The organism is Rhodococcus sp. 15-2388-1-1a, from assembly GCF_002259145.1.
Taxonomy (GTDB): Bacteria; Actinomycetota; Actinomycetes; order Mycobacteriales; family Mycobacteriaceae; genus Rhodococcoides.
In genome coordinates, this window is record NZ_NPFP01000008.1 from 68,871 (window position 1) to 90,226 (window position 21,356).

18 protein-coding genes are annotated in these 21,356 nt (G+C 67.2%); 10 read left to right on the top strand and 8 right to left on the bottom strand.

From position 1 onward, the window contains the following. Positions 1–114 precede the first annotated feature (114 nt). From nirD to CH302_RS04810, 3 genes are read left to right on the top strand one after another with little or no spacing between them, the layout of a single operon-like run. Entirely contained in the window at positions 115–507 is a 393-nt protein-coding gene (gene nirD, locus CH302_RS04800; protein ID WP_037189868.1) for a nitrite reductase small subunit NirD, read from the top strand. Continuing rightward, positions 504–1,715, top strand: coding sequence for a uroporphyrinogen-III synthase (locus tag CH302_RS04805; protein ID WP_037189867.1), 1,212 nt, complete (start codon positions 504–506; stop codon positions 1,713–1,715). Before nirD ends, CH302_RS04805 begins: the two co-directional genes overlap by 4 nt. Continuing rightward, complete coding sequence (locus CH302_RS04810; protein ID WP_052047538.1) at positions 1,715–2,443, top strand: sirohydrochlorin chelatase; 729 nt, start codon at positions 1,715–1,717, stop codon at positions 2,441–2,443. The genes CH302_RS04805 and CH302_RS04810 overlap by 1 nt, the downstream gene beginning before the upstream one ends. Here the strand turns inward: CH302_RS04810 and CH302_RS04815 are convergent. From CH302_RS04815 to CH302_RS04840, 6 genes are read right to left on the bottom strand one after another with little or no spacing between them, the layout of a single operon-like run. Beyond that, positions 2,397–4,184, bottom strand: a complete 1,788-nt coding sequence (locus tag CH302_RS04815) for an NTP transferase domain-containing protein (protein WP_037189866.1) — start codon at positions 4,182–4,184, stop codon at positions 2,397–2,399. The two genes, CH302_RS04810 and CH302_RS04815, sit on opposite strands and share 47 nt — an antisense overlap. A gap of 13 nt (positions 4,185–4,197) precedes the next feature. Then, positions 4,198–4,644 carry a PaaI family thioesterase gene (locus CH302_RS04820; protein WP_037189865.1) on the bottom strand — a complete coding sequence of 149 codons (447 nt, stop codon included), beginning with the start codon at positions 4,642–4,644 and terminating at the stop codon, positions 4,198–4,200. Then, positions 4,641–4,982, bottom strand: coding sequence for an MGMT family protein (locus CH302_RS04825; protein ID WP_037189864.1), 342 nt, complete (start codon positions 4,980–4,982; stop codon positions 4,641–4,643). The genes CH302_RS04820 and CH302_RS04825 overlap by 4 nt, the downstream gene beginning before the upstream one ends. Further along, on the bottom strand, positions 4,983–5,759 hold the full coding sequence (locus CH302_RS04830; protein WP_037190235.1) for an alpha/beta hydrolase: 777 nt from the start codon (positions 5,757–5,759) through the stop codon (positions 4,983–4,985). 23 nt (positions 5,760–5,782) lie between these two features. Further along, complete coding sequence (locus CH302_RS04835) at positions 5,783–6,559, bottom strand: ABC transporter permease (RefSeq protein ID WP_037189862.1); 777 nt, start codon at positions 6,557–6,559, stop codon at positions 5,783–5,785. Next, on the bottom strand, positions 6,556–7,287 hold the full coding sequence (locus CH302_RS04840) for an ABC transporter ATP-binding protein (RefSeq protein ID WP_037189861.1): 732 nt from the start codon (positions 7,285–7,287) through the stop codon (positions 6,556–6,558). Before CH302_RS04840 ends, CH302_RS04835 begins: the two co-directional genes overlap by 4 nt. Before the next feature lie 136 nt (positions 7,288–7,423). Here CH302_RS04840 and CH302_RS04845 point away from each other — a divergent pair, with 136 nt between their 5' ends. From CH302_RS04845 to CH302_RS04860, 4 genes are all read left to right on the top strand, one after another. Further along, entirely contained in the window at positions 7,424–8,545 is a 1,122-nt protein-coding gene (locus tag CH302_RS04845; protein ID WP_037190234.1) for a sensor histidine kinase, read from the top strand. Then, entirely contained in the window at positions 8,542–9,186 is a 645-nt protein-coding gene (locus tag CH302_RS04850; protein ID WP_037189860.1) for a response regulator, read from the top strand. Before CH302_RS04845 ends, CH302_RS04850 begins: the two co-directional genes overlap by 4 nt. 64 nt (positions 9,187–9,250) lie before the next feature. Then, entirely contained in the window at positions 9,251–12,568 is a 3,318-nt protein-coding gene (locus CH302_RS04855) for an ATP-dependent helicase (protein ID WP_037189859.1), read from the top strand. After that, a complete protein-coding gene (locus CH302_RS04860; protein ID WP_052047535.1) occupies positions 12,565–15,981 on the top strand; it encodes an ATP-dependent helicase in 3,417 nt (1,138 codons plus the stop codon). Before CH302_RS04855 ends, CH302_RS04860 begins: the two co-directional genes overlap by 4 nt. Here CH302_RS04860 and CH302_RS04865 read toward each other — a convergent pair. Further along, positions 15,944–16,330, bottom strand: a complete 387-nt coding sequence (locus CH302_RS04865; RefSeq protein WP_037190232.1) for a DoxX family protein — start codon at positions 16,328–16,330, stop codon at positions 15,944–15,946. The genes CH302_RS04860 and CH302_RS04865 overlap by 38 nt on opposite strands. A gap of 105 nt (positions 16,331–16,435) precedes the next feature. Between CH302_RS04865 and CH302_RS04870 the strand changes: the two genes are divergently transcribed. Both CH302_RS04870 and nudC read left to right on the top strand, forming a co-directional pair. Then, complete coding sequence (locus CH302_RS04870) at positions 16,436–17,503, top strand: potassium channel family protein (protein WP_032398311.1); 1,068 nt, start codon at positions 16,436–16,438, stop codon at positions 17,501–17,503. 24 nt (positions 17,504–17,527) lie between these two features. After that, positions 17,528–18,430 carry an NAD(+) diphosphatase gene (gene nudC / locus CH302_RS04875; protein WP_037190229.1) on the top strand — a complete coding sequence of 301 codons (903 nt, stop codon included), beginning with the start codon at positions 17,528–17,530 and terminating at the stop codon, positions 18,428–18,430. Positions 18,431–18,436: 6 nt separating this feature from the next. On the opposite strand, the gene CH302_RS04880 is transcribed toward nudC, so the two are convergent. Next, a complete protein-coding gene (locus tag CH302_RS04880) occupies positions 18,437–18,706 on the bottom strand; it encodes a mycoredoxin (protein WP_032398313.1) in 270 nt (89 codons plus the stop codon). Positions 18,707–18,823: 117 nt separating this feature from the next. On the opposite strand from CH302_RS04880, the gene CH302_RS04885 reads away from it, so the two are divergent. Beyond that, entirely contained in the window at positions 18,824–20,938 is a 2,115-nt protein-coding gene (locus tag CH302_RS04885) for an ATP-dependent DNA helicase UvrD2 (protein ID WP_371828427.1), read from the top strand. Positions 20,939–21,356 lie beyond the last annotated feature (418 nt).

The window sequence follows — 21,356 nt, forward strand, 5'->3', positions numbered from 1 at the left end:
CGGGAGCTGACAACCGGCAGGTCACGAAACTGAGTGCATGTGCACAGACGAGTAATCGCGACTTAACGGGTCAGAAACACAAGCAACGTGGAATAGCTGATCAGGAGGTGCGCCATGACTGTCATCGATTCATCAACAGTGAAGTCACCAACAGCGGTACCGAACGGCATCGCTCGTGATTGGACCCCGGCCTGCACACTCGACGCGCTGATTCCAGGGCGCGGAGTGGCGGTGCTCCTGCGAGGCGGCACCCAGGCAGCGCTGTTTCTGCTCGACGACGGACGACTGTTCGCGGTGGGCAACATAGATCCGTACGGACGTGCAGCAGTGATGTCACGCGGACTGGTGGGAGACCGTGGGGGCGAACCCACCGTTGCATCGCCGCTGCTCAAGCAGGTCTTCTCCCTGGCCGACGGGCGCTGCCTCGATGACCCGGAGGTCACCCTCGGATCCTTCGAGGTCTCCTGCGTCGAGGGCGTCGTGCTCGTGCGCGGCGGTTCTACGTGAGCGAAATCGCCGGGGCAGCAACGCCTCTGGCCGGGTTCACCGTCGGGATCACCGCGTCGCGTCGGGCGGAGGAGTTCGCGACTCTGCTCGAGCGGCGCGGGGCCACCGTGATGCATGCCCCCGCAATTCGCATCATCCCATTGGCCGACGACGCCGAACTCGAACGCGTCACCGCCGCCGTCATCGCTGATCCGCCCGAGATCGCCGTCGCCACAACAGGAATCGGATTTCGCGGCTGGATCGAGGCGGCGGACGGGTGGGGTCGGGCAGAAGAACTGGGGCGCGCACTCGGCGCGTCGCGCCTGCTGGCTCGCGGACCTAAGGCGAAAGGTGCCATCCGAGCGGCCGATCTGCGCGAGGAATGGTCGCCCGCCTCGGAGTCCTCGGCGGAGGTACTCGAACATCTGCTCGCCGAAGGGGTGGAGGGCAAACGCGTCGCCGTGCAGCTGCACGGCGCGACCACCGAATGGGAGCCTGTTCCCGACTTCTGCGAGGTGTTGCGCTGCGCAGGAGCCGAAGTGGTTCCGGTGCCGGTGTACCGCTGGACCGCGCCCGACGACCAGAGCCCGATGGACCGCATGATCGAAGCCGTCGTCGTCGGCGATCTCGACGCCCTCAGCTTCACCTCGGCACCGGCGGTGGCGTCGATGCTGATGCGCGCCGACGAGAACGGCGTGCTCGAACCTCTGCTGCAATCCATGCGATCGAGGGTGCTGCCGGTGTGCGTCGGACCGGTCACGGCCGCGCCCCTCGAGCAACTGAACGTGGCCACCACGCAGCCCGCACGGGCGCGTCTGGGGGCACTCGCGCGGCACATCGCCGAGGAACTGCCGAGGCGAACCGGCCGGCTGCATGCCGGCGGGCACGTCGTCAGCGTCCGCGGTAAGTGCGTGGTGGTCGACGGTGAAGTTCGACCGGTGTCCCCGGCAGGCATGGCACTGATGAAGACATTGGCCCGCAATCCCGGACGCGTCGTCTCCCGTGAGGACCTGTTGGCCTCGCTGCCGGGCGGAGGCGGCGACACCCATGCGGTGGAAACCGCGATGACCAGACTCAGGTCATCGCTCGGCGCGCCGAAAGCGATCCAGACCGTGGTCAAGCGTGGCTATCGCATCGCACTCGATCACATAGAGACCGAAACGGACTGCGATCCCGACGAGCCTGCCGTGCGCGCACGTGCGGCCGTCGTAGAAGGGGGAAAGTACTGATGACACCGACTTTGGTGTTGGTTGCACACGGCACCCGGAACCCCCGTGGTGTCGAGATGATCGCCGCACTCGCCGATGCCGTCTCGACGCAGATCGGTACCACGCGCGTGGCATTCGTCGACGTACTCGGGCCGTCCCCGGCCGAGGTGCTGCGTGACACCCCCGAGTCGGCGGTCGTGGTTCCCGCTTTCCTTGCATCGGGTTACCACGTCCACACCGATGTGCCGCGAGAGATCGCCGACAGCGCCCACACGTCGGTTGCGGTCACCCGCGCTCTCGGACCCGACCGGGTGCTGGCCGAGGTCATGCTGGACCGATTGCGTGATGCAGGATGGCAGGCGGGTGACTGCATCGTGCTCGCTGCCGCAGGATCTTCCGACGCTCGAGCGTTGGAAGAACACCGGCGCGCGGCAGCGATGCTGGCCGACGTCGCTCGGGTCCCGGTACGGATCGGGTACGTCGCCACCAGTACTCCCACCGTGTCCGACGCGGTGTCGACTCTGCGCGAAGCCGGGCACACACGTGTGTTCGTGGCGTCGTATCTGTTGGCGCGCGGGCTCTTTCACACTCGTTTGGGTGACGCCGGGGCCGACGGCGTCGGTGAACCCCTCGGAGTGCATGCCGCGATCGTCGATCTCGTTGTCGCTCGGTATCGCGAGGGTGTTCGCTCTCTCGGTGAATCTAGCGGTGCGGCAGCGGAAGAATTGTCACCGGCTCGTCGGCGCTGACCTCGGCCGGAATCACAGCCAGTGCGTCGCGGCCGACGAGGTGACCCAGGTGCGCCGTGCGGACCTGGGTATCTGCTCGCCACCGCGTGCCGTCCGCGGTGACCGGGACGATGCGGGGAGTCGCGGACCGAACCTCGGCGACGTTGGACAACAGGCCGATCCGCGATGGGCGCACCGTTCTCCCGGTCAGGGCATCGACGATGGCGGGCGCGGTGAGCATCGCGGTACCGACGGCCGCCAGCGGGTTCCCCGGTAGGCCGAGCACCACCGTGCCGTCGGGCAGTGCCGCGGTGATCTGAGAACCGCCGGGACGCATGCGCATTCGTCCGACGACGGTTTCGGCATCGATGCCGGCGAGGGTCGCGCGGAGCTGATCGGCCGCCCCGCCTCCGGTTGCCCCGACGACGACGATCACGTCCACGTCCTGGGTTCGGGTCAGCACGTCTCGAAACCCCGTCGCAGAGTCGTCGAGCAGCGTCACATCGACGACGGTGATGCCGCAGTGTGCAAGATACTCCGGCAACACCGACCCGAGAACGTCCCTGGTCTCGCCGGGAGCGAGTGGTCCGGTGGATCGAATCTCGTTGCCGCTGATGATTACTCGTCCGCGTACCGGACCGCGCACCGCCACCTCGAACACCTCGGCACTGGCGGCGAGTGACCGTACGGCCGCATCGATCGGGGTGAATGCTGCGACGAGTTCGGTCCCGGGCAGCCAGTCCTCGCCGCGCCGACGCGTGTCGTCGGATTGCGGAGCCGTCGGAATCCGCCGAGCCGAATCGTCGGACTCGCGAGTCATGTGTTCGTCGCGAACCACCGATGTCGCTCCGGGCGGAAGCGCAGCGCCGGTCGCGATGCGCACGGCCGTTCCTTCGGTGAGTCGGGCGATGTCGGCGCTTCCGGCGTACGCGATGTCGGACCGGAGCGTCCATGGTTCGGTGCCGCAGACCGCGTACCCGTCCATCGCGGAGATGTCGACTGCGGGCAACGCGGTCTGGGATACGAGGGGTTCCGCGAGGACGGTTCCGGCGCTGTCCTGCAGGGGAATTCGCCTGATCGGCAGGGCGGGGATCCGGCTCCGAATGCGGTGGAGTGCGTCGCTGACCTCGAGCGTTTCCGACGGCCGTGCGGCCAGGCGGGCGGCGAGAAGATCGGCGCGGGTGTCGCAGTCCTCGACACCGGAGACTGCGATCACCAGATGATCGGCCGGAAGGATGGTGCGCATGGGCGCGCCCTCCACCGAATCCGGCTGTGCCACAGCGGAACGCAACGCGGCATACCGCCAGACTCCCAGCAGGAACTGCGTGCGACCCGCATCGTCGCGCGCGAAGACGGCGTCGGCCTGCGTGTTCTGCATCGAATCGATCAACGAATCGACCGCCTGGGCGTCGAGAAACGGGATGTCCGACGCGATGACCACCACCAGATCTGCAGTGCCCTCCGGATCTGCACGGTCGTCGAGTGATCGCAGTCCCGCGGCGAGGGCGGCGACGGGCCCACCGCCCGCGGGGGACTCCCGAGTCTGCGCCACGTACTCGGGTACTCCGGTACGGATCGGACCCACCAGAACCGTTCTGCGGCAGCCCGATACTGCGTCCACGGCAATGTCGACCATGCGACGACCGCCGACGGTCATGGCAGGCTTGTCGACCTCCTGCGGCGCAGTGGGGTGCTCGGGATCTGCCATCCTGGACCCTCGGCCGCCGGCGAGGACGATCGCGTCGCAGACCGGCTGTGTCACGGTGCGAGCTCTGTCATGTCGGCAGCGGCACGTTCTGCAGGCGAACCTGCCCGCGTGCAATGACTTTTCCGCTGTCCGAGGCGGTGATCGTCACGAGCCACAGTTGCTGAATTCTGCCTTGCTGCAACGGTTCCGCGACAACGTCGACGCGGCCGCCCTTGCTGGCACGCAGAAAGTCGGTGCCGTTGTGTACGCCGACCGCGAACTCGCCACGATCCTTGACCGCTTCGCTGGCACCGATGCTGGCGGCGCTCTCGACGGCAGTGGTGTAGACGCCGCCGTGGACGACGCCCCACGGCGTGAAGTGCTCGTCCGTCAAATCGATGTGCCCCGCCACCCTGGTGCCCGAGACCTCGTCGACGACGAGACCGGCGGAGGCGACGAAGGTGCTCGCCTTCGACAGCGCGAACTTCGCCGTGGGGCGTGGATCGAACTGCTCGAGTGCGTCCCTGATGTTCATTCTCCGAGATTAGTGGTCGGTGCAGGTGACGGTGGGAGCGCCCCGAAGTCGAATCGAATCGAGCTCAGTGGCACCCGCCCGTCGTGAATCTGCACGCCTTCGCTGCGCAGAGTCTCGAGCTGCCTCGAGGCCAGGTGCGGGGCGGGTTTTCCGCTTGCGCCGAGGACTCGATGCCAGGGCAGGTCGGCGGAATCGGTGCGCATGATCCATCCGACGATGCGAGGGCTCGACAGGTCGGCAGCGGCCGCGATGTCTCCGTACGTGGCGACGAATCCCGAGGGAATGGACGCGACCAACGCGCGAACTCGCTCGACCTGGTCTTCGGTGATCGGGGCCATCTAGAGCACGGATCGCACCAGCTCGGCCACCTCGACCGGCTTGGCCTGGCCGACCATGTGATCGCAGTCGAGTTCGACGGTACGCAGGTTATCGCCCAGTCGATCTCGCAGCGCCGAGAGAAATTCCTCTGTGACATAGGGAGGTTGGACGCGCATGGCCCGCACCACGATGGTCGGGACGGACTCGGCGGGAACCACGATCGGACGCGCGAGCTCGCCCCACGTCGCGACGATCGCCGGAATCGACATTCGCCATGCGACCTTGCCGCCGTCGGCGGGGACCAGGTGATCGGCGACCTCGCGGTCGAGCAATTCGGTCGGTACATCCGCCCACGCCCCGTGGATCTTCTCCGAGCGCGCCTCGTCGGCGTCGGTGTAGTCGGGGGATTTCGCGGTCGCTTCGGCCACCTCGAGCAATTCCTCCGGCGGCAACGCGATCGCGGGATCGAGCAGAACCAGGGCACGTACCGCTTCGGGGAACCTCTGCGCGAGATGTACGGCCAACGCGCCGCCGTACGAGTGTCCGAGGACCACGACCGGGCCACGTGCATGGGCGTCGAGCACGGACTTCAGGGCGGTGACCTGAGCGTCGATGTCCCAGGGTGGCGTGGACGGCGAATGTCCGTGGCCGATGAGATCCGGAGCCAGAATCCTGGCTTCGGGGAGGTGATTGTCGGCGAGGTCCCACCAGCGGGCACCATGGCCGGTCACACCGTGAACGGCGAGGATTTCGGGACCGTCTGCGGGTCCGAACGTATGCAGATTCAACTCGGGCACGCCGACCACTATGCCGCATCGCGCTAGGACCAGCGAAACAACCGGATCGCGCATGCGGTTCCGGCAATCACCGCGACCACGAGTCCGATGGCTCCGCCGATGTCGACAGGCGTTCCGGCCCAGGCAGATCCCAGCGCAGTGACGGTGGCACCGAAGGGAAGTACCTCCCCGATGGCCATCACCGGGTCCGGCAGATCTGTGACCGGTCCGAACAGCCCGCCGGTGGCACCGAGAAGCAGGAACAGGGTCAGGCCGATCGCGACGGCCGAGTTCGCTGTCGGTGCGACGGCGGCCACCACGATCCCCAGCGAGTACATCGCCGCGGCACCCAGCATCAGAATTGCCGCAACCAGGATCGGGTTGTGCGGGGGCGTGATTCCGAAGAGCACGGCCGCAGTGCCCAGTGCGATGCCGATTCCGAGTGTCGCTTGGACGGCGCTGGTGATCACCTGTGCAGCCAGCACCTGCGTCGGTCCGATCGGTGTCGTGGACAGGCGCTTGAGCACGCCGGACTTGCGATAGAGCGCAAGAAAGCTCGGCATGTTCACGATGCCGATGACGGCGACGATCATGGTCAGGGCAAGCGGTAGTACGAACCGATCGAACGCGGTCATCTCGCCCGGACCGATGATTTCCGCCGAAGTACCCGAGCCGTTCATCACCAGTACCAGAACCGGGAGTGCGATGGGGACGATCAGGCCGGCCGTGTCCCGGGTGACCATGCGCAACTCGGCCCCGACGAGTGCGCGCGTGGCACGCAGGCCAGGGCGAGGTGCAGCGTGAATGTCGTGTGCGGTCATGTCGAACTCCGTGCGGTCAGCGTCAGGAATGCGTCCTCGAGGGTGGCCCGGTGGTCGCCTCCGAGGCCGGCGTCGGCGATCAGAGAATCCGGTGTGCCGGTCGCCACGACGGACCCACGATCGAGAACGGTGATGCGATCGCACAGGCGATGCACTTCGTCCATGTGGTGGCTGACCAGCAGGATGGCGACGCCGTCTGCGCGAAGGTCCTCGATCAGTCGCCACACGGTGCGCCGCGCGTCCGGGTCGAGTCCGGTGGTGAGCTCGTCGAGCATGACGACCCGAGGGGAACCGATCAGGGCGAGGACCACCGACAACCGTTGTTGCTGGCCTCCGGACAGCCGCTCGTAGCGCACCCGGCGGTGCTCGTGCAGGCCCACCGCACGGACGAGAGCGTCGCGATCGGCAGGCCGATGGTAGAAAGAGGCGAACAGATCGACCAGTTCGGCAACGGTGAGCGCGGTGTGAAGGTCGTTGGACTGCAGCTGTACCCCCAGAACGGCGCGCACTCGATCGCGGTCCGTGACGGGATCGAGTCCCAGAATTCGCACGGCACCCGAGCTCGGTCTACGAAGGCCGGCAACGGTTTCGACCATTGTCGTTTTGCCGGCACCGTTGCGCCCGAGCAGGCCGTGCGTCTCGCCTTCGGCGATCGTGAGGCTGACGCCTGCCACGGCGGTGCGCCCCCGATACCGCTGGGTGATGTCTCGAACGTCGATCGCTGCCATCCGATGCTCCCTTCTCGATTGTCTCGAACTCGACGCTAGATCCGCCCTGGACTGCGCACAGGTGCCGATCGTCACCGATCGTGATCGTGACTTTCGGCAGGGGTGTGCGGACGAAACGGGCGATAGGGTCGACAGAATGAGACGCCTCGGACCCGACGTTCTGGCCGGTGCGTTCGTGTCTGCGCTCGCTGTCGTCATGGGCGCTCTCGTCGTCTTCGATCGGTCGATCGCCGACGAGCTCGAGGTTCCACTGTGGGTCTGGGCTGCGCTGTTCGCGGCCTTTCTGTCGGCGCAGACCGCGGGCATGTGGTGGGAGGATCGGCTGCCGGATCGTCTCGTGCGCGCATGCTTCGCCGCGCAGGTGGTGCTGGCACCGGTTCTGGTGCTGACCGCCCCGACGGCGGGTTGGCTGCCCATTCTGCTGGTCTTCACCTCGACGTTCGCCGTGTATCGGGTGACCGGGTCGTCGGTGGCGGTCATCGTTGCGGTCTACACCTGCTGCGTGGGGGTGTCGGTTGCGATCCGGGGTGGACGGATCTCGGAGATCGCGCTGATCATGTCGATCTATGCAGCGCTGCAGGTGGCCAGCGCGTTGTCGGTGACCGCGCAGCTGCGACAGGCTCGGTTGCGTCGGGAACTTGCGGTCGCTCACGCCGAACTTCGTACCGCCAGTGCGTTGTTGGACGATTCCTCCCGTGCCGACGAGCGATTGCGCATCGCGCGAGAGTTGCACGACGTGCTCGGTCACCAGCTCACCGCACTGAGCCTCGAGCTCGAGGTGGCGTCCCATCAGGTCTCCGAGCCTGCGCGCGAGCATGTCGTTCGGGCCCGATCCATCGCACGTGACCTGCTCGGCGACGTCCGGTCGACGGTCGGCGAGGTGCGCAGCAGGACCCCGGTGCTGGGGGAGTCGCTCGATCGTCTGGTTGCGCACTTGCCCGAACCGGTCGTGCATCTGACGGTCGACCCCGAGATCAGGGTCGACGACGCTCGCGCGGTGGCGGTGGTCCGCTGCGTGCAGGAGATGATCACCAACACCATTCGCCATGCGAATGCCGATGAGATGTGGATCGAGGTACGCGCGGATCCGACCGGTGCGCTGTCGGTCTCGGTGCGCGACGACGGTCGGGCGTCGGCCGATTTCGAGCCGGGGCACGGGCTGCAAGGAATCCGAGAGCGCATCGAAGGACTGGGCGGCACGGTCACGTTTTCGGTCGATCGCGGGTTCGTGGTCCAGGCGACGGTGCCCGCACCGTGATCACGGTCTTGATCGTCGACGACCACACTCTGGTTCGGCAGGGTATCCGCAGCCTGCTCGAACTGGACCCCGACATCGAGGTGACCGGGGAGGCGGACGACGGCGCTGCTGCGGTCGCGTCGATCGAACTCGATCCTCCCGATGTGGTGTTGCTCGATCTACGTATGCCGCGGTTCGACGGCCTGTGGACGCTTCGTACCCTGCAGGACAGAGGAATTCGGGTTCCGGTCCTGGTTCTGACGACGTTCGACGACGACGAGTTGGTGCTCGGGGCGCTGCGCGCGGGCGCGAAGGGCTATCTGCTCAAGGACGTGACCTTCGAGCGGCTCGGCGGTGCTGTACGTGAACTCGCGGCCGGTCGAACAATGGCACAACCTGCCATCACCGAGAGACTGCTGGACGCTCTTCGGGCCGGGAAGCACCGCCCTAGCGACGTCGGAGTCGCCGACACACTCACTGCCCGCGAGATCGACGTCCTCCGGCTCGTCGCAAGCGGGTACACCAACAGATCTATAGCCCACGCACTGCATCTGGCCGAGGGAACCGTCAAGAACCACATGTCGTCGGCCATTCTCAAACTCGGTGCCAACGACAGAACCAGCGCCGTTCTGCGTGCATTGCGGGACGGGTTGCTCGACTGATCTCCTCCAGGGTTCCGTCCGGGCGGCGGCCGATGTGTCGGTGGCTCGTGATTGCATCTGTGTCATGAGCTCGGACGGCAGACACGGCGCGACGGTGACTCTCGTCCGTGCACCCAAGGTCGCTCGCCCGGCACGTGAGTGGACCGGATCGGCAGCTGGGCTGCTGTCGTCGACACCCGACTCGGCAGCAGAGGCCGCGAAAGGCGCTCCACGATGGAATCCGTGGCAGATCCTGGGTGGCCCCGGCACGGGTAAGACCTCGCTCGTCGCGGACTACGCCGTCTCGCGCATCGTCACCGGTGATCCGGAGTCGGTTCTGGTGCTCACGCAGTCCAAACGGGCGGCAACCGCGGTGCGCGAGGTCATCACCTCGGGTCTCTTCAGCGGCGATCACGCACTGCGGGCGACTCGTGAGCCGTTGGTACGCACCGTGCACTCCTACGCCTTCGCGGTGCTGCGGCTACAGGCCTCCCTGTACGGCAATCCGCCACCGCGATTGCTGACCGGTGCCGAGCAGGACGCCGTGGTGCGCGAGATGCTGCGCGGCGATCTCGAGGACGGGGCAGGCGACTGGCCGGAGCGGCTGCGTCCGGCACTGGGCACCGCGGGATTCGTCACGGCGGTGCGAGACATGATGCTCAGGTCAGCCGAACGCGGGATCGGTCCGGAAGACCTCGTCAAACTCGGTCGCAAACACGGCAGGCCCGAGTGGGTTGCCGTCGGGAGATTCGCTGCCGGATACGAGCAGGCCATGTTGTTGCGTGGTGCCGTAGGAGTGGAAGCGGCAGGAGCGACGGCACCGGGTCTGGACGCCGCCGAGCTGATCGGTGCCGCGCTGATGGCGTTCGCCACCGATCCCGAACTGCTGCGCAGCGAACGCGCCCGCCTCCGGCACCTCGTCGTCGACGACGCGCAGCACCTCGATCCGCAAGCAGCACAGCTGGTTCGGCTGATCGGCACCGATACCGAATCCACCGTCGTCGCCGGAGATCCCGATCAATCCGTGTTCACTTTCCGGGGTGCCGATCCCGCCTTCGTGGCCGACCTGGTTGAGGTGGACTCGCCGCGCCGCGTCGTGCTCACTCGCAATCACCGGTCCGTGCCCGAGGTCGCGGAGCTGACCGACATCGTCGCCGGACGGCTGCCCGGGCTCGGTCGGCACCGCTGTCCGGAACCGGTGGGCACCGCCCGCTTCGGTGAACCGACAGCGCGAGTGCACGTCGTGTCCTCGCCCGCGAAGGAAGCGGCGATCATCGCCGACGCCATGCGTCGTGCCCACCTGATCGACGGCATGCCATGGTCCGAGATGGCGATCGTGGTTCGTTCCGTGCCGCGCACCCTCGCGCCGTTGCGTCGGGCTCTGCACGGCGCAGGGGTGCCGATGATCACCCCGACCTCGGAGCTACCGCTGCACCGCCAGCACGGGGCCGTGGGTCTCCTGCTGGTACTGCGGGCGATCTCCGACCCGAGCTTCGACGGTGAAGATGCACTGGCGTTGCTCTCCGGGCCGATCGGCGGAGCCGATCCGGTGGGTCTGCGGCGATTGCGCCGGGGCGTGCGCAGGCTCGAACTCGCATCGGGCGGCGAGCGCGACTCGGCCGAGCTGCTCAGAGTCGTACTCACCGACGACGCGCGGGGGAGCGCCGGGTGGACCGGCGGACTCTCGGATGTGGAGTCCGCCCCGTTGCGCAGAGCCCTGGGTGTGATCCGGAAGGCACGAGCGCTCGCCCGCGCGGGCCGCGGTGTCGAGGACGTGTTGTGGGCGGCGTGGCAGGCCTCGGGGCTCGAGCGGCGTTGGTCCACCGCGTCCGCCTGGGGTGGCTCGGCCGGTACTCAGGCCGACCGCGACCTGGATGCGGTGGTGGCGCTGTTCGACGCGGCGGCAGCATATGTCGACAGGTTGCCGCGGGCTCAGATCGGTGGATTCCTCGATTACATTGCGCAGCAAGAGATTCCTACTCTGAATTCACACCGCCCCACGGTCCGGGCCGACGCGGTGACGCTGCTGAGTGCGCATTCTGCTGCGGGTCGGGAATGGGAGCTCGTCGCGGTTGCCGGGGTGCAGGAAGGGCTGTGGCCCGGTCTGCGGTCGCGTGGCAGCCTCCTGGGCACCGACACCCTGGTCGACCTCGTATCCGGCAAGGTCGATGCGGCTGCGGCGCTCGACGGGCGACTGTCGAAGTCGGCACCGCTGCTGGCCGAGGAGCGCACGCTGTTTCTGGTGGCGTGCAGTCGCGCTCGATCGACCTTGCTCGTCACGGCCGTTGATTCCAGTACCGGAGATGCCGACCTGGTCCGGTCTCGATTCGTGGACGAACTACGCGGCATCGACGGCGGAGGCGAGTCGGATCCGGCACTCGAGCTGCCCGGGCCGGAGCCTGAACACCGAGTGTTGGCGTTGCCCATGCTGGTGGCCGAACTCCGGAGTGTGGTGTGCGATCCCGTTGTCGCCGAGCAGGATCCGGACAAGCGAGCCCGAGCGGCGCGGCATCTGGCCACACTCGCCGCGGCCGGTGTCCGCGGCGCGCATCCCGACGAGTGGTTCGGGGTGGCAGGGCCCAGCACCGACGCGCCGCTGTGGCAGCTCGGCGACGGCCCGGTGCCGCTGTCCCCGTCGACGGTGGAACAACTCACCACCTGTCCGCTCCGGTGGATGCTCGAACGTCACGGCGGCAACGACGGCACCAACACCCATGCGGTCACCGGCACGCTCGTGCACACTCTCGTCCAGGCGGTGGCCGGTCGGATACCTTCGGAGCAACTCCGTCGCGCTCTCGAAACAGCATGGGATGCAGTGGATCTCGGATCGCAGTGGTACTCACGGCACGAGCTCGACCGAACCGGGGCGATGCTCGAGACGTTCGAGACGTGGTTGCAGGGCAGTCGAGGCGAGCTCACCGAGGCCGGAGTCGAAGTGCGCGTCGACGGCATACTCGAGGCTCGCTCGGAGGACGAGCCGGCGGTGGCGTTGCGCGGTCGCATCGATCGGCTCGAGCACGATCCCGAAGGCCGACCGGTGATCATCGACGTCAAGACGGCCAAGACCGTCATGTCCAAGGAGGATGCCCAGGGCCATCATCAGCTGGCCACCTACCAGGTCGCCGCGGCAGCCGGTGCCATCGAGGGCGAGCCTGCAGGCGAGCCGGGCGGAGCGCGGCTGGTGTTCGTCGCCAAGCCCCACAACAAGGACGGGGCCACGCAGCGTGTCCAGGAAGTGCCGACACCGGAGAAACTCGAGGAGTGGCGAGACACCGTGCACCAGGCCGCATCGGCAACACAGGGACCCACGTTCGAGGCGCGGATCAACGACGGCTGCAGGCACTGCCCGGTCAAATCCAGTTGCCCGGCACACGAGACGGGTAGGCAGGTGACCGAGCAGTGACGACATCGACGAAGACACGGACCGGTTCGGTGCGGGTGTCGCCGGTCGAGCTCGCCCGCGCGCTCGGGCAGAAGCATCCACCGACCGACGAACAAGCCGCGGTGATCGCAGCGCCGCCCGGCCCGACACTCGTCGTCGCGGGGGCAGGTGCCGGCAAGACCGAGACCATGGCTGCCCGCGTGGTGTGGATGGTGGCCAACGGTTTCGTCGACCCGGATCAGGTTCTGGGTCTGACCTTCACCCGAAAAGCGGCACAGCAGTTGACCTCTCGGATCAGAGCTCGGCTGGCTCGGCTGGCCGGATCCGACCTGGTGCGCGCACTCGACCCCAGCCTGGCACTGCGCGAGCGAATCCTCGGTGCCGAGCCGGAAGTGAGTACTTATCACTCCTATGCAGGTCGACTGCTCACCGAGCACGGTTTGTTGTTGCCGATCGAACCGTCCGCGACACTGCTCTCGGAAACCGAACTGTGGCAGCTGGCCCACCGTGTCGTCAGTACCTGGGACGGCGACCTCGACACCGACCGCAACCCCACGTCGGTGACCGAGGCCGTACTGGCACTCTCCGGTCAGTTGGCCGAGCATCTGGTCGATCCCGAGGATCTGCGCCACGCGCACGTGGAGCTGGAGAAATTGGTGCACACTCTCGGGCCGGGGCCGCGACAACGCGGCGGCCCCACCAAGGAATTGCTGAACATCCTCGACGCGCAACATCAACGAATCGGGTTGTTGCCGTTGGTGGAACGGCTGGCGCAGACACTGCGGCGCGAGGGCGCACTGGATTTCGGCTCGCAGATGTCGATGGCGGCGTGGGTCGCTGCCGAGCATGCCGAGGTGGGAATCGCCGAACGGCAACGCTTCCGGCTCGTGTTGCTCGACGAGTACCAGGACACCGGGCATGCCCAACGCGTCCTGTTGTCGTCTCTGTTCGGTTCCGGCAGCGACCCGCAGTTGGCCCTGACCGCCGTCGGCGACCCGATGCAGTCGATCTACGGGTGGCGCGGCGCATCGGCAGCAAATCTGCCTCGGTTCGCCACCGATTTTCCGAAGGCCGACGGAAGTCCGGCACCTCGACTCGAGCTGCTCACCAGCTGGCGAAATCCGCCCGAGGCCTTGACGCTGGCCAACCTGATCACCGACCCACTGCGCCGCGTCGGTGTGCCGGTGCCGACCTTGCGGGCCCGGCCGGGTGCGGTTCCCGGCGATGTACGACTGGCCGTCACCGACACCGTTCTTGACGAACGAGAGTGGATCGCCGACCGGATCGCGGGGGAGTACCGCGCTGCCCTGGAGCAGGATCGCACCCCGCCCACCGCCGCGGTTCTGGTGCGCCGCAACGCCGATGCCGAGCCGATCGCGGAGGTGCTGCGCAGCCGCGGGTTGCCGGTGGAGGTCGTCGGGCTCGGTGGATTGCTGCACGTTCCCGAGGTGGCCGACATCATCGCGATGCTGCGGCTGGTGGCCGACCCCACTGCCGGTAGCTCGGCGATGCGCATCCTCACCGGCTCTCGGTGGCAGATCGGGCCGACGGATCTGCGGGCACTCTCGCAGCGGGCCCGAGAACTCGAAATCCGCGGCGGGTACGGCACCGCGGGTCGCGTCGACGACCCGGAGGCACTCGATGCGGCGCTCGGTAGCGCCCTGCCCGGCGAGCAGTCGGAGCAGGCCGGCCTGGCCGACGCGATAGCCGATCCCGGTCCGGCCGAGCGGTACTCGGAGGTGGGGCATCGCCGGATCGTCGCCCTGGCGGGCGAGCTGCACCTACTGCGCGATCGAATCGGTCAGCCGCTGACGGAATTGGTCGGCGACATCGAACGGATCATGGGCATCGGTGTCGAAGCTCAGGCCCGCACACCGATCAGCACCGACGGTGCGGTCGGACGTGAACATCTCGACGAATTCGCCCATGTGGTGGCCGATTACGCCGACAATCCGTCCGCCACGGTCACCGGATTCCTGTCGTTCCTCGCCGCTGCGGAGACGGTCGAGGACGGCCTCGCCCCCGGAGAGGTCGATGTCGCCCCCCATCGCGTGCAGGTGCTCACCGTCCATTCTGCGAAAGGCCTCGAATGGGAGGTGGTGGCGGTCCCGCACGTGGCGAAGGGCGTGTTCCCGTCCTCGAACGCATCCTCGACCTGGCTCGGGGCGATGGCCGAGCTGCCGCCGTCGCTGCGCGGTGACCGCGCACTCGACGGCGAAGGCTCGGAAGGGGTTCCGGTCCTCGAACTCGACCGGCTGCACAACCGCAAGGACCTCGAGGACGCCGTCAAGGGTCACAAGGATGCGCTGGCGAGGCGTCGACTCGCAGAGGATCGCCGACTGTTCTACGTGGCACTCACCCGAACCGAACGGGTGCTGCTGGTATCTGCGCATCACTGGGACGAGACCGCCACGAAGCCGCGTGGGCCATCGGAATTTCTCGACGAGTTGCACACGCACATCGAGCAATTCGCCGACACAGCAGTGATCGAGCAGTGGGCCCCGGCCCCGGACGACGGGGCGTCGAACCCGCTCGGGGCGGTACCGCACACCGCGTCCTGGCCACGCGATCCACTCGGTCCCAGACGCGGAGCAATCGAGAGCGGTGCGCAGGAGGTACTGCGCGCGCTGGCAGATGTCTCGGCCACACCGAGCGAAGAGCGTGACGGCGACCAGGATCGAACCCAGGACGACCCCGAGAACTGGGCCGCGGACGTCGATACTCTGCTGGCCGAGCGGGCCGCGAGATCGGTCGCGGGAGTCGACGTCGCTCTTCCCGGCAACCTGTCGGTGACGCAGCTGGTCGACCTCGCGGCGGACCCCGATGCGTTGGCGTCGCGCCTGCGGCGGCCGCTCCCGTTCCCGCCGAACCCGTTGGCGCGTAGAGGAACCGCGTTTCACGCCTGGATCGAGCGGCGGTTCGGCGCGACCCGACTGCTCGACCTCGACGAATTGCCGGGCTCGGCCGACACCGGGGCCTCGGCCGACGTGGACCTCGAAACCCTCCAGCAGGCGTTTCTCGAATCGGACTGGTCGCTCCGCAGCCCCGTCGAAGTGGAAGTGCCGTTCGAGACCTCCGTGGCGGGAACAGTACTGCGCGGGCGCATCGACGCAGTCTTCGCGGACCCGGACGGCGGTTGGACCGTCGTCGACTGGAAGACGGGCGCAGAGCCGACGGCGTCGGAGCGGCGGGCGGTGGCGATGCAGCTTGCGGCCTACCGGCTGGCGTGGGCCGAGCTGATGTCGATCGGGCGCACCGAACCGGTTCCGCTCGATCGAGTGCGCGCAGCGTTCCACTACGTGCGCAGCGGTCACACCATCTCGCCCGAGAACCTGCCGGACGCAACGGAATTGGCCCAGCTGCTCGAGGGGCCGGCCGGGTCCGAGCGGCCGGGGGCTACGGTGCGTTCCGGCGAGCCTTCAGAGCCTCGGTGACCAGTGGGATCTGCAGCGGAAGTCGGGCGAGCATCGCTGCTTTGAGAGCCGGCGAGGTCTTGGGGCTCTGCACGTACTTCCACGCCAGGTTGATGTTGGCGGGAAAGACCACGACGAACAGGGCCGCTGCGAGTGCACCGCCCAGTCGACGGGTCCGCGGTGCGGCAAGCGTTGCGGCCACGGCGAGTTCGGCGACGCCCGAGACCTGCGTGTAGGTCCGCGCCGAGCCGGGCAGGGCCGTCGGTACCTGGGCATCGAAGAACTTCGGCGTGGCGAAGTGCAGAACTCCCGCTCCGGCCAGCAGTCCCGCGAGGCGCAGTGCGGCTGCCTGACTCGATCTCTGTGTCATGCCCATACCGTGCCACACCCAGCGTCGTCGGCACAGAAGCCTGGCATGGGGTTACGCTGCGTGCCGTGAATGATCTCGACTTCGGTGAGTACCTCGGCGGGCGACGTGGCAGGTAGGTTGCGGGCGCGCCTGAGCGACAGTGGCGCGCTGACCGACAAGCCCGACTTCGCGCTCGTGGGAGTGCTCCGGGTACCCGAACTGGAATCGAGTCCGTGGCGCGCCATCTACAAGCGGGTTCTGATGGCGCTGGGGATCCTGTTCCTGGCGGCGTTCGTCGTCTATCTCGATCGCGACGGTTACAGCGACAACCAGAACGGCGAATTGTCCTTCCTGGACGCCTTCTACTACGCAACCGTGTCGCTGTCGACGACGGGATACGGCGATATCGCACCGATGAGCCCGTCGGCGCGACTGGTCAACATCCTGGTCATCACACCCCTCCGGGTCCTATTCCTCATTCTGTTGGTCGGTACCACGCTGTCGGTTCTCACCGAGCGGTCCCGGCAGGCATTCAAAATTCAGCGATGGAGACGCAGCGTGCGCAATCACACCGTGGTCATCGGTTTCGGCACCAAGGGCCGTACCGCAGTCGACGCGATGCTCGGAGACGGCGTGTCGGCGTCCGACATCGTCGTCGTCGACACCGATCAGACGGTTCTCGACGCCGCATCGGCCCTGGGCCTGGTCACCGTTCACGGTTCGGCGACCAAGTCCGACGTGCTCAGACTCACCGGAGCTCAGCATGCGGCGGCCATCATCGTCGCGACCAATCGGGACGACACCGCGGTGCTGGTGACTCTGACCGCCCGCGAGATCGCTCCGAAGGCGAAGATCGTCGCGGCCATCCGAGAAGCGGAGAACACGCACCTGCTGCGTCAGTCCGGTGCCGACTCGGTGGTCGTGTCCTCGGAGACTGCGGGCCGCCTGCTCGGGATCGCCACGTCGACCCCCTCCGTGGTGGAGATGATCGAAGATCTGTTGACCCCGGAGGCAGGCTTCGCCATTGCCGAGCGCGAAGTCGAACGCGACGAGGTGGGTGGATCTCCGCGGCACCTCACCGACATCGTTCTCGGAGTGGTGCGGGGCGGCAAACTGTTCCGAGTCGGCACTCCTGAGGTCGATGCAGTCGAGGCATCCGATCGCTTGCTCTACATCCGTCGCGTGGGTGACTAGGCGAGGCCAAGTAGGGTCGTGCGCGTGCCGAACTTCCAACTCGCCCACCCACCTCGACTGTCCCGATCGCCACTGAACAGGGCAGAGGAACTGCGCCGAGACACCGCAGCGTTGGCAGCGGGTTGGCCGACTGCTCGCATCCTGAACGTGGACGGCAGAGGCAGATTCGCGGTGGACGAGAACGGACTGGTGCTCGACCCCGCCGCGGACGTCGCTGCCGAGCCGACGGCCGACGCGGTCTTTCTCGGAATTCACGGCGATCGACACCTGTGGGCTCGCCGGGTGGAGGTCGTGGCAGGCGCGGTCGGCGACTTGCGTACCGACGGTGATCGATTGGACAGCGACGCGTTGTCGATGGTGACCGGTGCCCTGGCGATCCTCAATTGGCATGCGAGCGCGCAGTTCAGCTCATTGGACGGTGCACCGTCGGTTCCGTCGAGCGCGGGGTGGTCGCGGACGAGCACGTCCACCGGTCACGAGGAATTCCCGCGTACCGATCCGGCGGTGATCTGTCTGGTTCACGACGGTGGCGATCGGGTGCTGCTGGCGCGAGCACCTGCGTGGCCCGAGCGTCGCTTCTCGGTGCTGGCAGGCTTCGTCGAGGCCGGTGAATCGCTGGAAACCTGTGTGACGCGGGAGATCAGAGAAGAAGTGGGCCTCGACGTCTCCGACATCGAGTATCTGGGTAGCCAGCCCTGGCCGTTTCCGCGTTCGGTGATGATCGGGTTCTCCGCCGTCGCCGACCCGGAGCAACCGCTGCACTTTCAGGACGGCGAGATCGCCGAGGCCCATTGGTTCGATCGAGCAGAAGTTCTCGCCGCGCTCGAGCTGGGCGACTGGGGATCGGAATCGACCTCCCGGTTGCTTCTCCCGGGCTCGATCTCCATCGCTCGGGGAATGCTCGAGGCGTGGGCGGCGACGGCCTGACGCCGATCAGAGCGACAGTGCGCGCTTGACCTCGGCCAGAGTGGGGTTCGTCGCCGTCGATCCGTCGGCGAAGAGCACGGTCGGCACCACATGGTTGCCGTTGTTGACGCTGCCGACGAAGTCGGCCGACTCCGGGTTCTGCTCGATGTCGATCTCGGCGTACTCGATTCCGGCCTGGTCGAGCTGGGTCTTGAGCCGACGGCAGTAACCGCACCACGTGGTGGAGTAGACGGTCAGCGCGGCCGGGGTCTGCGGGGTGTTCTCGGTAGTGGTCACGCCAACAGTCAACAGGAGCGCCGACCCGATTGTTCCGACCGACACCTGCATCGGCCGACTCGCCGCCCGGTTCGGCCCCGGGTGGAACTGTCGGTACGCACTGACACAATGGACCTCATGGCTGACGACGCGATGACCGCCGGACTCGATCCGGAGCAATCCGCGGCGGTACTGGCTCCCCGCGGCCCGGTCTGCGTTCTGGCCGGTGCAGGCACGGGAAAGACGCGCACGATCACCCGACGCATCGCCCATCTCGTCTCGGCCGGGCACGTGTCCTCGGGGCAGGTGCTGGCGGTGACGTTCACCGCGCGCGCGGCCGGCGAGATGCGTGGCCGTCTGCGCGAGCTCGGCGTCGGGGGAGACGGTCCTCCGGTGCAGGCTCGCACGTTTCACGCCGCGGCCATGCGCCAGCTCAAGTACTTCTGGCCGCAGGTGGTCGGCGACACCGGGTGGCAGCTTCTCGATCGCAAGTTCACCGTCGTCTCGCAGGCGGCGAACCGTGCCGGGGTGTCGACGTCCACGGACGCGATCCGTGATCTCGCGGGAGAGATCGAATGGGCCAAGGGATCGTTGATCGCACCCGAGGACTATCCACGCATCGCGGCGAGCAATCGCCGTGACGTTCCCATGGACGCGAACAAGGTCGCCGCCGTGTACGCCGGCTACGAGGAGCTCAAGTCCCGCGGCGGCGATGGGATGTTGCTCGATTTCGACGACCTTCTGCTGCACACGGCCGCCGCGCTGGAAGAACATTCGTCGGTGGCCGACGAGTTCCGCGAGCGCTACCGCTGCTTCGTCGTCGACGAGTACCAGGACGTGACGCCGTTGCAGCAGCGGGTGCTCGACGCCTGGGTGGGCGAGCGTGACGATCTCACCGTCGTCGGCGACGCGAACCAGACCATCTATTCCTTCACCGGCGCATCTCCGCGGTATCTACTCGACTTCTCACGGAAGTACCCCGAGGCCACCGTGGTTCGGCTCGAGCGCGACTACCGTTCGACGCCCGAGGTGGTGTCGCTGGCGAACCGCGTCATCGGAGCCGCTCGCGGTCGCATCGCCGGCACCCGACTGCAATTGATCGGTCAGCGTGAGCCGGGACCCGAGCCGGAGTTCTTCGAGTACGACGACGAGCCTGCGGAAGCCGACGGTGTGGCGCGTGCGGTCAAGCGGCTGATCTCGAAGGGCGTCGAGCCGGCCGAGATCGCAATTCTGTACCGCATCAACGCACAGTCGGAGGCACACGAACAGGCGTTGACCGAGCTGAAGATTCCCTATCAGGTGCGCGGCGGCGAAGGATTCTTCACCAGACCCGAGGTGCGGCAGGGAGTCAACGCGCTGCGGCAGGCAGGCGGTCGCGACGATCTGCCCGACGGCGCGCAGGCGGGCGAGGGACTACCGGCTCTGGTGCGAGCGGTGCTGGCCCCGCTCGGCCTGACGGCAACCGAGCCGACGGGCGCGCAGGCCCGCGAGAAGTGGGCCTCGCTCGGCGGTCTTGTGCAGCTCACCGAAGAACTTCTGGTGCACGAGCCGGAGCTGACCCTCGAAAAATTGTTGGGGGAGCTCGCCGCACGTGCCGAGGCGCGGCATCCACCGACGGTCCAGGGCGTCACCCTCGCCTCGCTGCATGCTGCGAAGGGTCTCGAGTGGGACGCGGTGTTCATCGTCGGTCTCGCCGACGGCACGTTGCCGATCTCGCACGCGATCGGCAACGACCCCAGCGCCAACAACGAGGCGGCCGTCGAGGAGGAACGCAGGCTGCTCTACGTCGGTGTCACGCGAGCTCGCGTCCACCTGCATCTGTCCTGGGCGCTGGCCCGCAACGAGGGCGGACGCAAATCGCGGCGCCGGTCGAGGTTTCTCAACGGTCTGATTCCCGAGGACTCACCGGCCTCGCGTATCGCCGCGCCTGCCGCCAAGAAGTCCGGTCCCAAGTGCCGGTTGTGCGGCAAGCCCCTGATCGGCACGTCCGCGACCATGCTCGGTCGATGCGACAGTTGCCCGTCGAACGTCGATATCGCCCTGCTCGACGCGCTGAAGTCGTGGCGATTGGACAAGTCCCGCGAACTCAAGGTGCCCGCGTACGTGGTGTTCAGCGACAACACGCTGACGGCCATCGCGGAACAGCAACCGCAGGACGAGCGTGGGCTGGTGGCGATTCCGGGAATCGGGGCCAAGAAACTGGAACGGTTCGGAGAAGAAGTCCTCACCGTGGTGCGGGCCTCGGACACGTGACGCGAAGGTAGGGAAATCGCCGCAAAACCGCAGGTAGAAAATAACTTGTGCAGATATCGGCGGGGGGCTTAGTCTGTTTCACGTGCCGCGGGAGATCGCGCACCGTCCAATCCGCCTACGAGACCAGAACAGGAGCTGAAAAAAATGATCAACACATTCCACGCCGCCGTTGCCGACGCAACCGTCGCGTTCAGCCCTGTCCTCGGCACGGCACCTTTCGGAGTTGCCCCCCTCGGCACTCATGCCGCCGCCGCAGGCTCTGTTGCGCAGACGTGGATTCGTTCCTCTGCTTTCGGCCCCATGCAGGAGTCCGCATATGCGGACTCGGGGTCGAATTCCGCCCAGGTCGCCCTGGCACCAGGAGCGAAAGCCGTTGCTCAGGCAGCCCGACGTCACCGCGCACCATGTGCGTCCGTGC

What these genes read in the sequence shown, in the direction of transcription:
- nirD (WP_037189868.1), top strand. Translation starts at nt 115, where the DNA reads ATGACTGTCATCGATTCATCAACAGTGAAGTCACCAACAGCGGTACCG.
- CH302_RS04810 (WP_052047538.1), top strand. Translation starts at nt 1,715, where the DNA reads ATGACACCGACTTTGGTGTTGGTTGCACACGGCACCCGGAACCCCCGT.
- CH302_RS04820 (WP_037189865.1), bottom strand. Translation starts at nt 4,644, where the DNA reads ATGAACATCAGGGACGCACTCGAGCAGTTCGATCCACGCCCCACGGCG.
- CH302_RS04825 (WP_037189864.1), bottom strand. Translation starts at nt 4,982, where the DNA reads ATGGCCCCGATCACCGAAGACCAGGTCGAGCGAGTTCGCGCGTTGGTC.
- CH302_RS04835 (WP_037189862.1), bottom strand. Translation starts at nt 6,559, where the DNA reads ATGACCGCACACGACATTCACGCTGCACCTCGCCCTGGCCTGCGTGCC.
- CH302_RS04840 (WP_037189861.1), bottom strand. Translation starts at nt 7,287, where the DNA reads ATGGCAGCGATCGACGTTCGAGACATCACCCAGCGGTATCGGGGGCGC.
- CH302_RS04845 (WP_037190234.1), top strand. Translation starts at nt 7,424, where the DNA reads ATGAGACGCCTCGGACCCGACGTTCTGGCCGGTGCGTTCGTGTCTGCG.
- CH302_RS04855 (WP_037189859.1), top strand. Translation starts at nt 9,251, where the DNA reads ATGAGCTCGGACGGCAGACACGGCGCGACGGTGACTCTCGTCCGTGCA.
- CH302_RS04865 (WP_037190232.1), bottom strand. Translation starts at nt 16,330, where the DNA reads ATGACACAGAGATCGAGTCAGGCAGCCGCACTGCGCCTCGCGGGACTG.
- CH302_RS04885 (WP_371828427.1), top strand. Translation starts at nt 18,824, where the DNA reads ATGGCTGACGACGCGATGACCGCCGGACTCGATCCGGAGCAATCCGCG.